This is a genomic window from Streptomyces sp. NPDC002640 (genome assembly GCF_053592575.1).
In genome coordinates, this window is sequence record NZ_JBSFVZ010000002.1 from 374,032 (window position 1) to 390,045 (window position 16,014).

A 16,014-nucleotide genomic window follows, 5' to 3' on the forward strand; every position below is an offset into this window, starting at 1 on the left:
CGGCGGGGGGAGCCTCTGGTGCGGCGCGTCCAGTGGACCCTTACGTACAGGTCAACGCGGTGCGGGCCGTCCCAGTTCCCCGCGCCGGTCCTCCGTGGAGTACCCCGGCGGGCGTCCGTCGCACGCGCCCCCGGAGGGGGCGGCGCGGCCGGGTCGGTCAGAAGAGGGTCACGCCGGTGAGGCGGAGGATCAGCTGCGGCGCGCCGGAGAGGGCGACGGCGATCAGCCCGGTGGCCACCAGGGCGGCCGTGAGCGGGACGGTGGCGCGTACGGCGGCGGGGGCGGGCCCGACGGGCGCGGAGGCGTCGCGGCCGGCTCCGGCGGGGGCGGGGGCGTCAAGACCCGCTCCGGCGGGGGCGGGCGCGTCAAGGCCCGCTCCGGCGGGGGCGGACGCGTCAAGGCCCGCTCCGGCGGGGGCCGGGCGGAAGAGCAGGGCGGTCCAGCGCAGGTAGTAGACGAGCGCGATGACGACGTTGACGGCCATCAGCACGGCCAGCCAGCCCATCCCCGCCTCCACCGCGGAGGCGAAGACGGTGACCTTGGCGAAGAGGCCCACGATGCCGGGCGGCAGTCCGGCCAGGCAGAGCAGGAAGAAGGCCAGCAGCAGTGCGGCGGCCGGGCGGGCGGCGTACAGGCCGCGGTGGTCGTCGACCCGGCCCGCCGGGCGGCCGCGGCCCACCACGGCGACCACGGCGAAGGCGCCGAGGTTCACGGCGGCGTACATCAGGGCGTAGGCGAGGGTGGAGCCGACGGCGCGGTCCGGGTCGTCGGTGTAGGCGGCGGCCGCGACCGGGACCAGCAGGTAGCCGGCCTGCCCCACGGACGACCAGGCCAGCAGCCGGACCGCGCTGCGGTCGCGGTCGCGGCGCTGGCGCAGGGCGCCGACGTTGCCGATCGTCATGGTGAGCGCGGCCAGTACCGCCATGGCGGGGCCCCACACCGGCGCGTACGACGGGAAGGCGAGGACGGTGACCAGGATCAGGCCGCTGAAGCCGACCGCCTTGCCGGTGACCGACAGGTAGGCGGCGACGGGCAGCGGCGCGCCCGTGTAGGTGTCGGGCACCCAGAAGTGAAACGGGACGGCGGCGGTCTTGAAGGCGAAGCCGACCAGGGTGAGGACGACGCCGGTCCGGGCGAGGGCGGCGAACTGGCCGTCGACCTGCTGGATCTCCTCCGCGATCACCGTCAGGTGCATCGAGCCGGTGACGGCGTAGACGAAGCTGACGCCGAGCAGGCTGACGGCGGTGGCGGTGACCGAGGAGAGGAAGAACTTGAGGGCCGCCTCGGAGGAGCGGCGGTCGCCGTGGCGCAGGCCCACCAGGGCGAACGCGGGGAGCGAGGCCACCTCGAGGGCGACGATCAGGGTGGCCAGGTCCCGCGAGGCGGGCAGCAGGGCGGCGCCGGCGGCCGAGCTGAGCAGCAGGAACCAGTACTCGCCGGCGGGCAGTCGCCGGGACTCGTCGCGCAGCGCCGTCACCGACAGGAGCGCGGCGATCAGCGCGCCGCCGAGGACGACCAGCTGGACGACCAGGGCGAAGCGGTCGGCGACGTAGCTGCAGACGTCCGGTTCGCCGACCAGGCAGAAGGTGGAGCGGGTGCCGTCGAGCAGCGGCAGCAGGGTGAGCAGGCCGGCCGCGAGGGCGGCGACGGAGATCCAGCCGAGGAGCGGTTTGCGGGCCTCGGGGAGGAACAGGTCGGCCACCAGCACCGCGAGGGCGGCCACGGCAGTGAGGGTGGGGGGCGCGACGGCGAGCCAGTCGACGGACTGGACCACGCTCTCGGCGGCCAGGACGCTCATCGGGGGCCTCCTGCGAGGAGCTGCTGGACGGCCGGGTCGGTGAGGCCGAGGAGCACCTTCGGCCAGAGCCCGGCGAGGACGGTGAGGACCACCAGCGGGGTCCAGGCGGCGAACTCGTGGCCGCGGACGTCGGCGAGGAGCGGCACGTCGTCGCCCTCGCGCGAGGGCACGCCCATGCAGACGCGGCGGACCACGACCAGCAGGTAGGCGGCGGTGAGCAGGGTGCCGAAGGCGCCGATCGCCATGAAGACCAGGTACGCCGGGCGGCTGAGGCCGGCCGCGGGGTCGAAGGCGCCGAAGAGGGCGAGCATCTCGCCCCAGAAGCCGGCCAGGCCGGGCAGGCCGAGCGAGGCGACGGCGGCGAAGGCCAGCAGGCCGCCGAGGCGCGGGGCGCGGCCGTACAGGGCGGCGCCGGTGGCCTGCACGCCCTGCGCGGAGAGGGTGTCCAGGTCGGTGGTGCCGGTGCGGTCCTTGAGGGCGCCGACCAGGAAGAAGAGCAGGCCCGTGATCAGGCCGTGGGCGACGTTGGCGAACAGGGCGCCGTTGACGCCGGTGGGGGTCATGGTGGCGATGCCCAGCAGCACGAAGCCCATGTGGCCGACGGAGGAGTAGGCGATCAGGCGCTTGAGGTCGCCCCTGGCACCCTTGCGGGCCAGGGCCAGGCAGGCCAGGGACCCGTAGACGATGCCGACGACGGCGAACGCGGCGAGGTAGGGCGCGAAGGTCCGGAAGCCCTCGGGGGCGGCGGGCAGCAGGATGCGGACGAAGCCGTAGGTGCCCAGCTTGAGGAGCACGCCGGCCAGCAGGACGGAGCCCACGGTGGGGGCGGCGGTGTGGGCGTCGGGCAGCCAGCTGTGCAGGGGCCACATCGGGGTCTTCACCGCCAGGCCGATGCCGATCGCCAGGACCGCGACCACCTGCACCGTCACGGTGAGTGACCGTCCGTTGTCGGAGGCGAGTGCCACCATGTCGAAGGTGCCCGCTTCGATCCCGATCAGGAGCAGGCCGAGCAGCATGACCACGGATCCGAGCAGCGTGTAGAGCACGAACTTCCAGGCCGCCGCGGCGCGCCCGGCGCCGCCCCAGCGGGCGATCAGGAAGTACATCGGGATCAGCACGGTCTCGAAGGCGAGGAAGAACAGCAGCAGGTCGAGGACGGCGAAGGAGGCGAGGGTGCCGGTCTCCAGGACGAGCAGCAGGGCGACGAACGCCTTCGGGGCGCCGCCCCGGGGCGGGTTGAAGTACGTGTGGAGGGCGCAGAGGAAGGTCAGCAGCGCGGTGAGGACGAGCAGGGGCAGCGAGATGCCGTCGACGCCCAGGTGGATCCGCACGTCGAGGGCGGGGATCCAGCTGATGTCGGTGGTGGCCTGCATGGTCTGGGGCCGGCTGTGGTCGAACCCGGCGGCGAGGGCCAGGGCGGCCAGCAGGACGGCGCCGGTGACGGTCACCCCGTGCCGCAGCACGGCCTGCTCGGGCGACTTCCCCTTCAGCCCGGGCGGCGCCGGGAGGAGGGCCGTGGCGGCGCCGGCCAGCGGGATCACCACGACGAACGCGAGGAGGAACCGCATCACGGACTCGTTGATATCGATCACGGCTGCTCACGCTCCCGAGACGGCGAGGACGACGGCCACCGCGAGGACGACGGTTCCGGCGAGCAACGCGCTCACGTAGGTCTGGAGGTTGCCGGTCTGGGCCCGCCGGACGGCCGCGCCCAGCAGGCGGGGCGTGGCCGCGGCGCCGCGGACGTAGGTGTCGACGACCTCGCGGTCCAGGAAGCGGACCAGGGAGGCCGCCGCGGTCACCGGGCGGACGAGGACCGTGCGGTAGAGGGCGTCCAGGTGGAAGCCGACGGCCGCGTGGCGGTGCAGCGGGCCCAGCAGGAGCCGTCCGGGGTCCGACGGGTCGGGGGCGTCGGCGACGTCGCCGTAGGCGGGGGCGTGGCTCGCGATGGCCTCGGCCTCCACCTGGCCGGGGTCCGCCCCGGGATGGGCGGCGACGGCCCCGAGCGGGGTGCTCACCGCGAAGGCGGTGGTGTGCCGCCAGGTCGCGTAGGTGACGACGCCGCCGACCAGGGCGATGCCGGTGGCGAGCAGGGAGGTGGTCCAGCCGGGGGCGAGGGAGTCGCCGTCGAACCAGTCGGGGAGCACGCCGAAGGCGGCGCCGAGCGCGAGGGAGGGCACGGCGAGGACCCAGAGCACGGCGTTCATGGCGAGGGGCTGCCTGGCGTGCGCGGGGGCCTCGGTGCCGCGGCCGCGGAAGGCCCGCAGCCACAGGCGGGCGGCGTAGGCGGCGGTCAGCAGGGCGGTGAGCAGTCCGGCCGTCAGCACGATCCATCCGGCGGTGACCGGGCCGGCGGTGCCGTCGGCGCCGGTGTGGGCGGTGGCGGCGTGCTCGGCGGCGACCAGGACGGCCTCCTTGGAGAAGAAGCCGCTGAACGGCGGGATCGCGGCCAGCGCCAGCAGGGCGATGGTCATCGTCCAGTAGGCGTCGGGCACGCGGGCGCGCAGGCCGCTCATGCGGGACATGGCGGCCAGGGAGTTGGTGCCGGCGGCGTGGATGAGGACGCCCGCCCCGAGGAACAGCAGCGCCTTGAAGGCGCCGTGGGTGAGGAGGTGGAAGGCGGCGGCGGAACGGTCGCCGGCGGCGAGGGCGCCGGTCATGTAGCCGAGCTGACCGATGGTCGAGTACGCGAGGACCCGTTTGACGTCGTCCTGCGCCAGGGCGGCGAGGGCCGAGCCGATCATGGTGACGGCGGCCATCACGGCGAGGACGGTCATGGCTGCCTGGGACGCCTGGAAGAGCGGGAGGAGCCGGGCCACGAAGTAGACGCCCGCGGCGACCATGGTGGCGGCGTGGATCAGCGCGGACACCGGCGTGGGGCCCGCCATGGCGTCGGGCAGCCAGGTGTGCAGCGGGAACTGGGCCGACTTGCCCGCCACTCCGGCCAGCAGGAGGAGCGCGATCAGGGTGGGGTGGTCGATCCGTTCCACGGCGGCCAGGGCCGGGGAGCCCGGGTCGACGGCCGTGGTGCGGACGGCCTCCAGGATCTCGGTGATCCGGAAGGAGCGGGCGTCGGCCGCCAGGGCGAACAGACCGATCAGGAACGGCACGTCACCGGCCTTGGTGACCAGGAAGGCCTTCAGCGAGGCGGCGCGCGCCTCGGGGGTCTCCCAGTAGTGGCCGACCAGGAAGTAGGAGCAGATGCCCATGACCTCCCAGCCGACCAGCAGCACCATCAGGTCGCCGGTCTGGACCACCAGCAGCATCGCGGCGGTGAAGAGGGAGACCAGCGCCGCGTACGAGGGGTAGCGGGCGTCGTGGCGGAGGTAGGCGGTGGAGTAGATCTGCACGCAGGCCGCCACCAGCGTGACCAGCACGGCGGCGAGGGCGGCGAAGCCGTCGACGTACAGGGCCAGCTCGATCGGCACCGAGCCGGTGGGGGTGAGCTCGGTGACGGCCTCCACCGGGTCGCCGCCGCCCTGGCGGACGGCGACCAGCACGGCCAGGACGAGCGAGGCGAGCACCGGCAGTACGGCGAGGGGACGGACGAAGCCGGGGGCGGTACGGCCCAGCAGCAGTCCCGCGACCGCGCCGAGGAACGGCAGCAGGGGGACGAGGACGGCGAGGGTGACGGTGCTCATGCGGCGGCCCCGGCCTTCGTGCCGGGCCCGGCACCGGTGCCCGGGTCGGTGGCTGCCCCGGCGCCGGCCCCGGCGCCCGTGCCCGGGTCGTCCCCGGCGGCGTCCGCGCCGGCACGCTCGGTGCCGTCGCGTTCGGCGGTGTCGCGTTCGGCGGTGTCGCGGAGGCGGTCGATGTCGGCGGTGCCGCGGTTGCGGTACACGGCGAGGACGATCGCCAGGCCGATGCCGATCTCGGCGGCGGCGATGGCGATGGTGAACAGGGTCAGCGCCTGGCCCGCGTGGAGCCCGTCGTGGGGGAACGCGGTTGCGGCGGCCCGGCTCAGCCAGGCGTCGAAGGCGACCAGGTTGAGGTTGACGGCGTTGAGCATCAGCTCGACGGACATCAGCACCAGGATGGCGTTCCGGCGTGCCAGGACGCCGTAGACGCCGGTGCAGAAGAGCAGCGCGGACAGGACCGCGGGGTACGCGAGGTGCATCAGCGTTCGTCTCCTTCACCGCGGGCGGCGGCCCGCTTGCGGGAGAGGACGATCGCGCCGACCAGGGCGGCCAGCAGCAGGACGGAGAGGGCCTCGAAGGGGAGGACCCAGTGCTGGAAGAGGGATTCGCCGGTGACCTCGGTGGTGCCGGCGGAGGCCCCGTCCAGTTCGATCCAGGTGGTGCGGAAGGCGTCGACGACCACCCAGACCAGGGCGACCGCCGCGGTCACGGCCACGCCGAGGGCGACCCCGCGGTTGCCGGAGTCGGCGTCCGGCGAGTGTCCGATGGGCGCCCGGGTGAGCATCAGGCCGAAGAGGAGCAGCACCACCACCGACCCGACGTAGATCAGGACCTGCACCCAGGCGATGAACTCCGCGGTGAGCAGCAGGTACTCCACGGCGAGGCCGCCGAGGGCGACCACCAGCCAGAGCGCGGCGTGCACCAGTTGCCGGGTGGTGACGCTGATCACCGCCGCGCCCAGGGTGACCACGCCGACCAGCAGGAAGGCGATCTCCACCCCGGTCGGGGAGAGGAATCCGTGGCTCACGGGGCCTCCCCCTCCTCCGCCTGGCGCAGCTTGTCCGCCGTCCGGCGCGCCGCGGCGATCTCCTTGGGCTCCTCCGCTCCCGCGTCGAGCGCGGGCGGGGCGGGCACCGTCCACATCCACTCGCGGAGCTTGTCCCGCTCGTGGGTGAGTTCGCGGATGTCGGTCTCGGCGTACTCGAACTCCGGCGACCAGAACAGCGCGTCGAACGGGCACACGTCGACGCAGATCCCGCAGTACATGCAGAGCGCGAAGTCGATGGCGAAACGGTCCAGGACGTTGCGCTGGCGCTCGCGTCCGCCGGGGGCGGCCGGGGGCACCGTCTCCTTGTGGGAGTCGATGTAGATGCACCAGTCCGGGCACTCGCGGGCGCAGAGCATGCAGACCGTGCAGTTCTCCTCGAACAGGCCGATCACCCCGCGGGTGCGGGGGGCGAGTTCGGGCTGGACGTCGGGGTACTGCGCGGTCACGTTCTTCCGCATCATCGTGCGCAGGGTGACGGCCAGGCCCTTGGCCAGTCCGCTGCCGGGCACTCCGTGCGTCGAGGGCATTACGGGACCACCACCTTGACGACGCCGGTGAGGGCGATCTGGCCGAGGGCAAGGGGAACCAGGAAGGTCCATGACAGCTTTTGCAACTGGTCCTCCCGCAGCCGGGGGTAGGTGACGCGCAGCCAGATCACCACGAAGGCCAGGACGGCGGTCTTCAGCAGCGTCCAGAACCATCCGAGGCCGTCACCGCCGAACGGGCCGTGCCAGCCGCCGAGGAACAGCACGGTGGTCAGGCCGCAGAGGACGACGATGCCGGCGTACTCGGCGAGCAGGAAGAAGGCGAAGCGCAGGCCGGTGTACTCGGTGTACGCGCCGAAGATGATCTCCGAGTCGGCCACCGGCATGTCGAACGGCGGGCGCTGGAGCTCGGCGAGGCCGGCCACGAAGAACACGATCGCGCCGACGATCTGCCAGGGCAGCCACCACCACTCGAAGGCGTCCACGATGCCGGTGAGCGAGACGGTGCCGGCCGCCATGGCGATCGAGGCGGCGGCGAGCAGCATGGGGAGCTCGTAGGAGAGGAGCTGGGCGGCGGTGCGGAGGCCGCCGAGCAGGGAGAACTTGTTCGCGGACGCCCAGCCGCCCATCAGCGAGCCGAGGACGCCGACGCCCATCACGGCCAGGGCGAAGAAGATCCCCGCGTCGATCGCCTGGCCCACGGCGTCGCCCGGGCCGAGCGGGATGACCAGCAGGACCAGCAGGTACGGCAGGAGGGCGACGGCGGGGGCGAGCTGGAAGATCCGCCGGTCCGCGCCGTTGGGGACGACGTCCTCCTTCTGCACGAACTTCACGCCGTCGGCGACGAGCTGGGCCCAGCCGTGGAAGCCGCCGGCGTACATGGGGCCGAGGCGGCCCTGCATGTGCGCCATCACCTTGTGCTCGGTCTGGCCCACGACCAGGGGGAGGACCAGGAAGGCGGCGAGGACGGCGAGCAGGCGCAGGGTGACGTCGAGTGCGTCGGTCACTGTCCGCCTCCCTCGGGGTGGTCGGTGGTGCGTTCGTCGTTGTCGTGCGTCGCGTTGTCGTTCGTCGTGTTCTCGCCCGCGGCCGTGTCCTTGCCCTTGCCCTCGCCCTCGCCCTCGCCCTCGGCGGGGGTGTCGGGCTCCTCGAAGGCGGGCTTGGCGTGGTGCCACGGGGCGTCGGGGCTGCGGGGCGCGGTGCCCGGGCGGCCCGGAGCCGCCGCCTCCCCGCGCTGCGACGCGGAACCCTCCGACACGCTGCGGGCACGCCGCGGACCCGCACCGGACACCGGGGCCTCGGGCGCGCCGCCCGCCGCCTCCCCGCGCTGCGACGCGGACCCCCCGGAGACGCTCCGCGCGCGCCGCGGGGCCTCGGTGCCCTGGGACGCGGAGCCCTCCGCGGCGCTGCGGGAACGCCGCGGGGTCTCGGGCCCCTGGGACGCCGAGCCCTCGGTGGCGGTGCGGGTGCGGCGGGGGCGGTCGGCGGCGGCGCCACGGGCGGGCGCGGCCGGGAGGGTGCCCCTCAGCGGGCCCCACTCGTTGGGGTCCGGCACCCCCGGTGGCAGCATCTGCCGCCGCCGGGGCCCGCCGTGGTCCCCCGCCGCGGACTCGCCCGGCTCCTTCGCGCCCGGCCACGCCTTGGCGACCCGCGCCGCGAGCACGAAGTCCTTGCGCAGCGGATGTCCCTCGAAGCCCTCCGGCAGCAGCAGCGGCTCCAGCCCGGGGTGGCCGTCGAACCGCACGCCGAACATCTCGTGGGTCTCCCGCTCGTGCCAGGCGGCTCCCGCGTAGACGCCGACCGCCGAGGCCAGCAGCGGCGCGTCGTGCGGCACGGTGGTGCGCAGCAGCAGGCGCCGGACCGGTCCGAGCGCGGCCACGTGGGCGCAGACCCGGAAGCCGGTGCCCGGTTCGTCCACCGCGCTCAGCCAGTCGAAGAAGGTGCACCCGAGCCGGTCCCGGGCCACGGTCAGCGCCTGGATCCAGGACTCCGGCGGCACGTCGACGGTGAGGACCTCGTACGCCTCGTGCGCCTCGGCGCCCTCGCCGAAGAGCGCGTCCGCCGGCTCCGGCAGCCAGCCCTCGCTCATCGGTCCCCCTCCGGGGCCGGCGGCCGTACCGGAGCGCTCCGCAGCGCGGCGGTCGAGGGGCGGGGGGCCGCGCCGGCCGCCGGGCCGTACCGCTCCCCCAGCGACTCCCTGGCGATCTTCTCCTGGAGCTTGATGATCCCCTGGAGCAGCGCCTCCGGCCGCGGCGGGCAGCCCGGCACGTACACGTCGACGGGGACGATCTGGTCGACGCCCTTGGTCACCGAGTAGGAGTCCCAGTAGGGCCCGCCGCAGTTGGCGCAGGCGCCGAAGGAGATGACGTACTTGGGCTCCGGCATCTGCTCGTAGAGCCGCTTCACCGCGGGCGCCATCTTGTCGGTGACGGTGCCCGAGACGACCATCAGGTCGGCCTGGCGCGGTCCGGGCGCGAACGGGATAACGCCGAGGCGCATGAAGTCGTGCCGGGACATCGACGCGGCGATGAACTCGATGGCGCAGCAGGCCAGCCCGAAGTTGAAGACCCACAGCGAGTACCGGCGGCCCCAGTTGAGGACCACCTTCATCGGCTCGGGCGCCAGCCGGGACAGTGCGCCCAGCCGCTTGGGCTCGGGCAGCATCACCGGCTCCGGCTCGGGGGTGCCGGCGGCGGAGGCAGCGGTCACGTCCATTCCAGGACGCCCTTCTTGTAGGCGTACAGCAGGCCCACGGCGAGGAAGCCGAGGAAGAGGAACATCTCCACGAGGGTGGTGGCCCCGTAGCCCGGCGTGTCGAAGACGGTCGCCCAGGGGAAGAGGAACACCGAGTCCACCGCGAAGATCACGTACAGGAAGGCGTAGACGTAGTACCTGACCTGGGTGTGCGCCCAGCCCTCGCCGACCGGGTCGACGCCGCACTCGTAGGTGAGCAGTTTCTCGGGTGTCGGCACCACGGGCCGCAGCAGGCGTCCCGCGCCGAAGGCGGCGGCGACGAACAGCACGCCGACCGCGGCGAGGAGGCCCACGACCGAGTAGGACGGGAAGTAGTCGGGCACCTCTGTCCTCGCTCCTCACGTCTGATCGCTCGGGAAACGTACGCAACGGGAGTCTAGGCCCTGGGTCCTCGGCGGCGTCCGGGTGCGGTGGTGGGGTTTTCCCCCGTACGGCTCGGCAGGGCCGCCTCATGGCGCGGGCCCGTTCCCGGCGGGCAGTCTGGCCCCATGACCACCGAACCGACTCCGGCCCCGCTGCCGGCCTCGTCCCCGGCGGCCCCGGTCCCGGCCCCGCAGCCGGACGGTGACCGCCTTCCTCCGGCGCGTCCGGCCTACGACGCCTACACCTGGCGGGAGATCGCCTTCCTGCTGAGCAACCTCCCGGTGACCGTGGTCGGCTTCACCTACGCCATGGTCGTGCTGCCGACCGCGGCCGGACTGACCGTCACCGCGATCGGGCTGCCGCTGATGGCCCTGGCCCTGATGGGCGCACGGGTGCTAGGAGGGTTGGAGCGCGGCCGGGCCCGCCGGCTGCTGGGCCTGCGGATCGACGAGCCGAGCCCCCTGCGGTCGCACAGCCGCTCGAGCGGGTTCTTCACCCGTCTGTGGACGGCGCTGAAGGACCCGGTGGGCTGGCGGTCGATGCTCTACCAGCTGATCCGGCTGCCCTGGGGGGTGGTCACCTTCACGGTGACGCTGACCGGCCTGTTCGTCCTGTGGCCGGTGCTCCCCTATCTGGTGCGCGCCATGACGACGGTGGACCGGGCGATGGTCCGGGGCCTGCTGTCGCCCTCCCCGGACCTGGAGCGGCGGATCGCCGAACTGGAGTCCGACCGGGGCGTCGTGATCGACACCGCCGCCGCCGACCTGCGCCGCATCGAGCGCGACCTGCACGACGGCGCCCAGGCCCGGCTGGTCAACCTGGCGATGGGGCTGGGCCTGGCCAAGGAGAAGCTGCTGGAGGACCCGGAGACCGCCGCCGCCATGGTCGACGAGGCGCACGGCGAGGTGAAGCTCGCCCTCCAGGAGCTGCGCGACCTGGCCCGCGGCATCCATCCGGCGGTACTCACCGACCGGGGTCTGGACGCGGCGCTGTCCTCGGTGTCGTCCCGCTGCACCGTTCCGGTGCGCGTGTCGGTGGAGCTGGAGAACCGGCCGGCCGAGGCCGTCGAGGGCATCGCCTACTTCACCGTCTCGGAGCTCCTGCAGAACGTCAGCAAGCACAGCGGGGCACGCACCGCCTCGGTGGACGTGTGGCGCTCCGGGAACCGCCTGATGCTCCAGGTCCACGACGACGGCCGGGGCGGCGCGCGGCTCGACGCCGGGACGGGCCTGGCGGGGCTGGCCGAACGGCTGGGCGCGGTGGACGGCGTGTTCGTCGTCGACTCGCCCGAGGGCGGACCGACCACGGTCACCGCCGAACTGCCCTGGCGGGACCGGCCCGTCACCCTCACCAAGGAAGGCTGACGCCATGACCGCCGTCCACCCCTACAAGCGGACCGCCCACGCTCCGGCGGTGCTGGCCCCGCTGCTGGACCCCGCCACCGCCCTGGCCGTCCTGCACTCGCTGCTGAACCTGCCGGTCGCCGTCGTGCTGTTCACCTATGTGGTGACCGCCCTGTCGCTGGGCGCCGGGCTGCTGGTGACGGTGATCGGGCTGCCGGTCCTGGTGCTGGCCCTGGCCGGCTGCCGGCTGCTCGGCGCCGCGGAGCGGGCCCGGGTGCGGCTGCTGCTGGGCGTGCCGGTCGCCGCGCCGGAGCCCCTGGAGCCGCGCGGGGACGCGCCGCGGCCGGTCGCCTGGTGCGGCGCGGTGCTGCGCAGCGGCTCGACCTGGCGGCAGGCCCTGTACGCCTTCGTCCACCTGCCGTGGGCGGTGGTCTCCTTCACCGTGACGGTGACCCTGTGGACGGCCGGCCTGGGGATGCTGTCGATGCCCCTCTGGTACTGGACGCTGCCGGCCGACAACCGGGAGATCCACCTCTTCGGCGACGGCTCCCTGTGGGGCTCCACCCCGCTCGAACTGCTGGTGGCGTGCCTGGTGGGCGCGGCGGTGACCCTGGGCGCGGCCTGGACGGTGCGCGGGACGGCCGCGGTCGACGCGGCCCTGGCCCGCGGCCTGCTCGGGCCCTCGGGGAGGACCGCGCGCTGACGGCGGCGCGAAGGGGTGACCGGCGGGGGCGGAAACGCCCCCGCCGCCGTGATGTTGCTGGGATGCTGGGCTCGTGGAGAACGTGGAGGACAACAGGGTGCGGGTCGTCATCGCCGAGGACTCGGTGCTGCTGCGTGAGGGGCTGACGCGGCTGCTCACCGACCGGGGCCACGAGGTGGTCGCGGGGGTCGGCGACGGCGAGGGACTGGTGAAGACGGTCTCGGACCTCGCCACGCGGGGGGAGCTGCCCGACGTGGTGGTGGCCGACGTGCGGATGCCGCCCACCCATACGGACGAAGGGGTGCGGGCCGCCGTCCGGATCCGCAAGGACCACCCCGAGGTGGGCGTGCTGGTGCTCTCGCAGTACGTGGAGGAGCGGTACGCCACCGAACTGCTGGCCGGCTCCAGCCGGGGCGTGGGCTACCTGCTCAAGGACCGGGTGGCCGACATCCGCGAGTTCACCGACGCGGTGGTGCGGGTGGCCGGGGGCGGGACGGCGCTGGACCCCGAGGTGGTGGCCCAGCTCCTCGGCCGCAGCCGCCGCCAGGACGTGCTGGAGGGGCTGACCCCGCGCGAGCGGGAGGTGCTGGGGCTGATGGCGGAGGGCCGGACGAACTCGGCGATCGCCCGCAGGCTGGTGGTCAGCGACGGAGCGGTGGAGAAGCACGTCAGCAACATCTTCATGAAGCTGGGCCTGGCACAGAGTGACGGGGATCACCGGCGGGTTCTCGCCGTCCTCACCTATCTGAACTCCTGAACCGGTGCCACCCTGGACGCCGGGCCGCTACTGACAGTTTGTCAGCAGCGACCGGCCCCGCGCTCCAGCGCCATGCGAGTCCGAGCGAATGACACAGGAAGGCAGCCCTTACAGACTTAGGGTTGAAGCGGGGCCACCGGTCCGAGGCGGCTCCCGCACAGGCCGCCCAGGGAGGTCCAGTTCAGTGACCAGCCAGGTCAGTACAGAGCGTGAACCGGCAGCGGCGAAGGACGTCCGCCGGCTGGAACGGGTGGTCATCCGCTTCGCGGGTGACTCGGGTGACGGGATGCAGCTCACCGGCGACCGTTTCACCTCGGAGACGGCGTCCTTCGGCAACGACCTGTCGACCCTGCCCAACTTCCCCGCCGAGATCCGCGCCCCCGCAGGCACCCTCCCGGGCGTCTCCTCCTTCCAGCTCCACTTCGCGGATCACGACATCCTCACCCCCGGCGACGCGCCGAACGTGCTGGTCGCCATGAACCCGGCCGCGCTCAAGGCGAACCTCGCCGACCTGCCGCGCGGCGCGGAGATCATCGTCAACACCGACGAGTTCACCCCCCGCGCGCTGCAGAAGGTCGGCTACGCGGCCGACCCGCTCGCGGACGGTTCGCTGGACGGCTACCAGGTGCACCCGGTGCCGTTGACCACACTTACGGTCGAGGCTCTCAAGGAATTCGGTCTCACCCGGAAGGAGGCCGAGCGCAGCAAGAACATGTTCGCGCTGGGCCTGCTCAGCTGGATGTACCACCGGCCGACCGAGGGCACCGAGGCGTTCCTGCGCAAGAAGTTCGCCAGGAAGCCGCAGATCGCCGAGGCGAACATCGCCGCCTTCCGGGCGGGCTGGAACTTCGGCGAGACCACGGAGGACTTCGCCGTCTCCTACGAGGTGGCCCCGGCCTCGCGGGCGTTCCCGCCCGGCCGGTACCGCAACATCTCCGGCAACCTGGCGCTGTCCTACGGCCTGATCGCGGCCTCCCGCCAGGCCGGACTGCCCCTCTACCTGGGCTCCTACCCGATCACCCCGGCCTCCGACATCCTGCACGAGCTCAGCCGGCACAAGAACTTCGGCGTGCGCACCTTCCAGGCGGAGGACGAGATCGCCGGCATCGGCGCCGCGCTCGGCGCGGCCTTCGGCGGCTCGCTGGCGGTCACCACGACCTCCGGCCCCGGCGTGGCGCTGAAGTCCGAGACGGTGGGCCTCGCGGTCTCGCTGGAGCTGCCGCTGCTGATCGTGGACATCCAGCGCGGCGGCCCGTCGACGGGCCTGCCCACCAAGACGGAGCAGGCGGACCTGCTCCAGGCGATGTACGGCCGCAACGGCGAGGCCCCGGTCCCGGTGGTCGCGCCGCGCACCCCGGCGGACTGCTTCGACGCCGCGCTGGAGGCCGCCCGGATCGCCCTGACCTACCGCACCCCGGTCTTCCTGCTCTCCGACGGCTACCTCGCCAACGGCAGCGAGCCCTGGCGGATCCCGGAGGTGGCCGACCTGCCCGACCTGCGGGTGGCCTTCGCCGACGGGCCGAACCACACCACCGAGGACGGCGTCGAGGTCTTCTGGCCGTACAAGCGCGACCCCGAGACGCTGGCCCGCCCCTGGGCGGTTCCGGGCACGCCCGGCCTGGAGCACCGGATCGGCGGCATCGAGAAGCAGGACGGCACGGGCAACATCTCCTACGACCCGGCCAACCACGACTTCATGGTGCGCACCCGCCAGGCCAAGGTGGACGGCATCGCGGTGCCGGACGTCGAGGTCGACGACCCGGACGGCGACGCCCGGATCCTGGTCCTCGGCTGGGGCTCCACCTACGGGCCGATCACGGCGGCGGTGCGCCGGCTGCGCGGCATCGGCCACGCGGTCGCCCAGGCCCACCTGCGGCACCTCAACCCGTTCCCGTCCAACCTGGGCGAGGTGCTCCGGGCCTACGACAAGGTGGTGGTCCCGGAGATGAACCTGGGCCAGCTCGCCTCCCTGCTCCGGGCGAAGTACCTGGTCGACGCCCGCTCCCACACCCAGGTCAACGGCATGCCGTTCAAGGCGGAGCAGCTCGCCGCGGCGCTGAAGGAGGCCATCGATGGCTGACAACCTGCTCCAGCTGGTCCCCAAGGCGGACGGCCGGCAGACGATGAAGGACTTCAAGTCGGACCAGGAGGTCCGCTGGTGCCCGGGCTGCGGCGACTACGCGATCCTCGCCGCCGTGCAGGCGTTCATGCCGGAGCTCGGGCTGGCGAAGGAGAACATCGTCTTCGTCTCCGGCATCGGCTGCTCCTCCCGCTTCCCGTACTACATGAACACCTACGGGATGCACTCCATCCACGGCCGCGCCCCGGCCATCGCCACCGGCCTGGCCACCTCGCGGCGGGACCTGAGCGTCTGGGTGGTCACCGGTGACGGCGACGCCCTCTCCATCGGCGGCAACCACCTGATCCACGCCCTGCGCCGCAACGTCAATCTGAAGATCCTGCTGTTCAACAACCGGATCTACGGACTGACCAAGGGCCAGTACTCCCCCACCTCGGAGCTCGGCAAGATCACCAAGTCGACCCCGATGGGCTCGCTGGACGCACCCTTCAACCCGGTGTCGCTGGCGCTGGGCGCGGAGGCGAGCTTCGTGGCGCGGACGGTGGACTCCGACCGCAAGCACCTCACCGAGGTGCTCCGGCAGGCCGCCGACCACGAGGGCACGGCCCTGGTGGAGATCTACCAGAACTGCAACATCTTCAACGACGGCGCCTTCGACGTGATCAAGGACCGGGAGCGGGCGCAGGAGGCCGTGATCCGCCTGGAGCACGGGCAGCCGATCCGCTTCGGCGCGGACGACGCCAAGGGGGTGGTCCGCGACCGCGCGACCGGCGACCTCACGGTGGTCGACGTCACGCCGGAGAACGAGGCCGAGGTCCTGGTCCACGACGCGCACGCCGCCTCGCCGACCACCGCCTTCGCGCTCTCCCGCCTGGCCGACCCGGACACCCTGCACCACACGCCCATCGGCGTCCTGCGGTCGGTGCGGCGCCCGGTGTACGACACGCTGATGGCGCGCCAGCTGGAGGACGCCGTCGAGCGGCAGGGCGAGGGCGACCTGGGGGCGCTGCTGGCGGGCAGCGACACCTGGACCGTCACCGGCTGA

Annotated in this window: 15 protein-coding genes; 5 read left to right on the forward strand and 10 right to left on the reverse strand. The window is 73.3% G+C overall.

The features are described 5' to 3' along the window. Positions 1–157: 157 nt before the first annotated feature. Genes ACWD3O_RS04355 through ACWD3O_RS04400 form a run of 10 tightly spaced genes read right to left on the reverse strand, consistent with a single transcriptional unit; the run spans position 158 to position 10,046 of the window. Entirely contained in the window at positions 158–1,798 is a 1,641-nt protein-coding gene (locus tag ACWD3O_RS04355) for a proton-conducting transporter transmembrane domain-containing protein (RefSeq protein WP_451410597.1), read from the reverse strand. Further along, positions 1,795–3,390, reverse strand: a complete 1,596-nt coding sequence (locus ACWD3O_RS04360; protein WP_451410598.1) for an NADH-quinone oxidoreductase subunit M — start codon at positions 3,388–3,390, stop codon at positions 1,795–1,797. The genes ACWD3O_RS04355 and ACWD3O_RS04360 overlap by 4 nt, the downstream gene beginning before the upstream one ends. 6 nt (positions 3,391–3,396) lie before the next feature. Continuing rightward, the gene (locus ACWD3O_RS04365; RefSeq protein WP_451414795.1) at positions 3,397–5,439 is read right to left on the reverse strand and encodes an NADH-quinone oxidoreductase subunit 5 family protein; all 2,043 of its coding nucleotides are present in this window, start codon (positions 5,437–5,439) and stop codon (positions 3,397–3,399) included. Continuing rightward, positions 5,436–5,915, reverse strand: a complete 480-nt coding sequence (gene nuoK / locus ACWD3O_RS04370) for an NADH-quinone oxidoreductase subunit NuoK (protein ID WP_451414796.1) — start codon at positions 5,913–5,915, stop codon at positions 5,436–5,438. Before nuoK ends, ACWD3O_RS04365 begins: the two co-directional genes overlap by 4 nt. Beyond that, a complete protein-coding gene (locus ACWD3O_RS04375; protein ID WP_451410601.1) occupies positions 5,915–6,463 on the reverse strand; it encodes an NADH-quinone oxidoreductase subunit J family protein in 549 nt (182 codons plus the stop codon). Before ACWD3O_RS04375 ends, nuoK begins: the two co-directional genes overlap by 1 nt. Beyond that, positions 6,460–7,011, reverse strand: a complete 552-nt coding sequence (locus ACWD3O_RS04380) for a NuoI/complex I 23 kDa subunit family protein (RefSeq protein WP_451410602.1) — start codon at positions 7,009–7,011, stop codon at positions 6,460–6,462. The genes ACWD3O_RS04375 and ACWD3O_RS04380 overlap by 4 nt, the downstream gene beginning before the upstream one ends. Beyond that, positions 7,011–7,976 (reverse strand): complex I subunit 1/NuoH family protein, encoded by a 966-nt coding sequence (locus ACWD3O_RS04385; protein ID WP_451410603.1) that lies wholly within the window; start codon positions 7,974–7,976, stop codon positions 7,011–7,013. Before ACWD3O_RS04385 ends, ACWD3O_RS04380 begins: the two co-directional genes overlap by 1 nt. Next, positions 7,973–9,058, reverse strand: coding sequence for an NADH-quinone oxidoreductase subunit C (locus ACWD3O_RS04390; RefSeq protein ID WP_451414797.1), 1,086 nt, complete (start codon positions 9,056–9,058; stop codon positions 7,973–7,975). Before ACWD3O_RS04390 ends, ACWD3O_RS04385 begins: the two co-directional genes overlap by 4 nt. Beyond that, positions 9,055–9,684, reverse strand: a complete 630-nt coding sequence (locus ACWD3O_RS04395; protein WP_451414798.1) for an NADH-quinone oxidoreductase subunit B — start codon at positions 9,682–9,684, stop codon at positions 9,055–9,057. The genes ACWD3O_RS04390 and ACWD3O_RS04395 overlap by 4 nt, the downstream gene beginning before the upstream one ends. Then, a complete protein-coding gene (locus ACWD3O_RS04400) occupies positions 9,675–10,046 on the reverse strand; it encodes an NADH-quinone oxidoreductase subunit A (RefSeq protein WP_451410606.1) in 372 nt (123 codons plus the stop codon). The genes ACWD3O_RS04395 and ACWD3O_RS04400 overlap by 10 nt, the downstream gene beginning before the upstream one ends. A 165-nt stretch (positions 10,047–10,211) precedes the next feature. Here ACWD3O_RS04400 and ACWD3O_RS04405 point away from each other — a divergent pair, with 165 nt between their 5' ends. From ACWD3O_RS04405 to ACWD3O_RS04425, 5 genes are all read left to right on the forward strand, one after another. Continuing rightward, on the forward strand, positions 10,212–11,450 hold the full coding sequence (locus ACWD3O_RS04405; RefSeq protein ID WP_451410607.1) for a sensor histidine kinase: 1,239 nt from the start codon (positions 10,212–10,214) through the stop codon (positions 11,448–11,450). Positions 11,451–11,454: 4 nt separating this feature from the next. Then, a complete protein-coding gene (locus ACWD3O_RS04410; protein ID WP_451410608.1) occupies positions 11,455–12,132 on the forward strand; it encodes a sensor domain-containing protein in 678 nt (225 codons plus the stop codon). 97 nt (positions 12,133–12,229) lie between these two features. Then, entirely contained in the window at positions 12,230–12,889 is a 660-nt protein-coding gene (locus ACWD3O_RS04415) for a response regulator transcription factor (protein WP_451414840.1), read from the forward strand. Between the two features lie 184 nt (positions 12,890–13,073). Next, on the forward strand, positions 13,074–14,969 hold the full coding sequence (locus ACWD3O_RS04420; RefSeq protein WP_451410609.1) for a 2-oxoacid:acceptor oxidoreductase subunit alpha: 1,896 nt from the start codon (positions 13,074–13,076) through the stop codon (positions 14,967–14,969). After that, on the forward strand, positions 14,962–16,014 hold the full coding sequence (locus tag ACWD3O_RS04425; protein ID WP_451410610.1) for a 2-oxoacid:ferredoxin oxidoreductase subunit beta: 1,053 nt from the start codon (positions 14,962–14,964) through the stop codon (positions 16,012–16,014). The genes ACWD3O_RS04420 and ACWD3O_RS04425 overlap by 8 nt, the downstream gene beginning before the upstream one ends.